Source organism: Vibrio sp. V10_P2A27P122 (genome assembly GCF_963874335.1).
Classification (GTDB): domain Bacteria; phylum Pseudomonadota; class Gammaproteobacteria; order Enterobacterales; family Vibrionaceae; genus Vibrio; species Vibrio anguillarum.
Map to the genome: position 1 here is coordinate 1 of NZ_CAWNHY010000217.1, position 2,193 is coordinate 2,193.

At 45.7% G+C, this 2,193-nt stretch carries 2 protein-coding genes; both read left to right on the forward strand.

What is annotated here, in order from left to right; all coding sequences use genetic code 11:
- Positions 1–35: 35 nt before the first annotated feature.
- Complete coding sequence (locus AACQ17_RS09025; protein ID WP_019282198.1) at positions 36–644, forward strand: bifunctional 4-hydroxy-2-oxoglutarate aldolase/2-dehydro-3-deoxy-phosphogluconate aldolase; 609 nt, start codon at positions 36–38, stop codon at positions 642–644.
- A 159-nt stretch (positions 645–803) separates the two neighbouring features.
- Positions 804–1,667 carry a DMT family transporter gene (locus tag AACQ17_RS09030; protein ID WP_017045125.1) on the forward strand — a complete coding sequence of 288 codons (864 nt, stop codon included), beginning with the start codon at positions 804–806 and terminating at the stop codon, positions 1,665–1,667.
- Positions 1,668–2,193: the final 526 nt, after the last annotated feature.

Here is a 2,193-nt window from a genome sequence, read left to right on the forward strand (position 1 = left end):
TTATTATAAAAAGCGTTTTACTATAAGGTTATGAAATGAAAACTCTTGAACAACGATTGAAAGAAATCAAAATCGTCCCTGTGATTGCGATTAATGATGCTAGCCAAGCGGTCCCTTTGGCCAAAGTATTGGTTGAAAATGGGTTGCCATGCGCGGAAGTGACCTTTAGAACAGAAGCGGCTGCAGAATCGATTCGTTTGATGCGTGCCGCCTACCCAGAGATGCTGATTGGCGCAGGGACAGTACTGACCACAGCGCAAGTAGACCAAGCTATTGAAGCGGGCGTGGATTTTGTAGTCAGCCCCGGTTTTAACCCAACCACGGTGAGATATTGCCAACAGCGTCATGTGACAATTGTTCCGGGCGTCAACAACCCAAGTTTGGTTGAGCAAGCAATGGAAATGGGTTTGCGCACATTGAAATTCTTCCCAGCAGAGCCTTCAGGTGGCGTGGCAATGCTCAAAGCATTGACGGCGGTTTATCCGGTTAATTTCATGCCAACAGGTGGCGTTAGCCCAAGTAACGTTCAAGATTATTTGTCGATTAAATCCGTAGTGGCGTGTGGCGGTACGTGGATGGTACCGACAGATCTAATGGATAAAGGTGATTGGCAGGGAATTGCGGAATTGGTTAAAGCGCTATAACCCTTTCTATTTTCTTTAAGAACAACGGCTTGCTTCGGTAGGCCGTCTTTTTATTCCCTGCGCACCTCCGACCATTAACGATAACAGTAATCGAGAGTAACGCGCGATCAAAAATCTCGTTACAATCGTTCTCCTACTCATTTCACGATAAGCTAAGCTATGTACGCAAACCGACGCGCAGAATTAATTTTAGTTATCACGACCTTATTGGCTGCTGCGGGCTGGGTGTTTTCCAAACAAGCTATTCAAGGCCTACCGCCTTTTGGCTTTATTGGTGTGCGCTTTCTTTTAGCGTCGCTGTGCCTACTGCCATTTTGTCTTAAAGCGCTGCGCCAAGCCTCACTGCACGATTGTTTAAAATCGATGAGTGTGGGCGTATTGCTAGGTGGCTCGATTTTTTGCTGGATCCACGCGATTTCCATTAGCGATACGCTAGGCGAGGGCGCATTCATCATGAGCCTCTCTATGCTGTTTGTTCCGTTATTAGCATGGCCACTGTTTGGCACTAAACCGGCGCGCGCATTTTGGTTGTCGCTACCCATTGCACTGATTGGGCTTTTTTTACTGTCGTGGAACGGGGAGTGGGTCGTCGCGACTAGCCAGCTGTGGTTTATGGCTGCGGCCTTTAGCCTGGCATTGCATTTTAACTTTAACAGTCGTTTTTCGGCTAATCTGCCGCCGATGTTGCTCACTACATTACAACTGTTTGTTGGCGGCTGCCTTGGGGTATTACTCTCTTTACTGTTTGAGTCATGGCCAGATCAAATAAGTTTGATGACATGGAAGTGGCTTGCTCTGAGCGTGTTACTCGCCACCAGTTTGCGGTATTTGATGCAAACCGTAGGTCAAAAGCACGCCAACCCTACCAATGCGGCGATATTAATGCTGCTTGAGCCAATCTGGACACTGGTTCTGAGCGTGCTGATTTATGATGAATCGATGCCAGCGAATAAGATTTTCGGCTGCGGCTTGCTGCTCTGTTCGCTTCTTTTCTATCGAATGGGCCATTTTCGTCATCGTTGAAAGAGCCAAAGCGTGAAGCGAAATTAAGTTGCTAGAGAGCTCTAAGACGCATTGAGTTTCTTTGCCTTTTAAGGAAGAAAACAGACATTACGCACGTTGATAGCGTAGGGCCATCACGTTTGATTATCGTTTTTGGACAAACTGATTCCCTCTTCTTGAAGGGGAGGTTTTGTTGCTGACGCTCCTTAACCCCCTCCTAACCTCCCCCTGAAAGGGGGAGGAACAGAACAGTTGTCAGCTTCCGCTCTAGAACATAATTGGACATTTCTGAGTTAACGATTTAACTAAATCAACCATCCTTGGATTAGCCTAAGTATGTTAATTCATTTTAACCGCCCCCTTTAATCCGTTCCAGCCAATGCTTTATGGTTTTCATCCATCATTTATTGAAGCCTAAAGCTAATTCCAATTAATTATTAAAACCTAGTTGCTAGTCAATGAGTTAACTATGAATACACATAAGCGTGTTGTTAGTGTGTCACATCATATGAACTTAGTGTGTTACCCACAATACAGTGTGTTATCC

Excerpts from the sequence above, each read along its gene's own strand:
- AACQ17_RS09030 (WP_017045125.1), top strand. The coding sequence starts at position 804 with ATGTACGCAAACCGACGCGCAGAATTAATTTTAGTTATCACGACCTTA.
- AACQ17_RS09025 (WP_019282198.1), top strand. The coding sequence starts at position 36 with ATGAAAACTCTTGAACAACGATTGAAAGAAATCAAAATCGTCCCTGTG.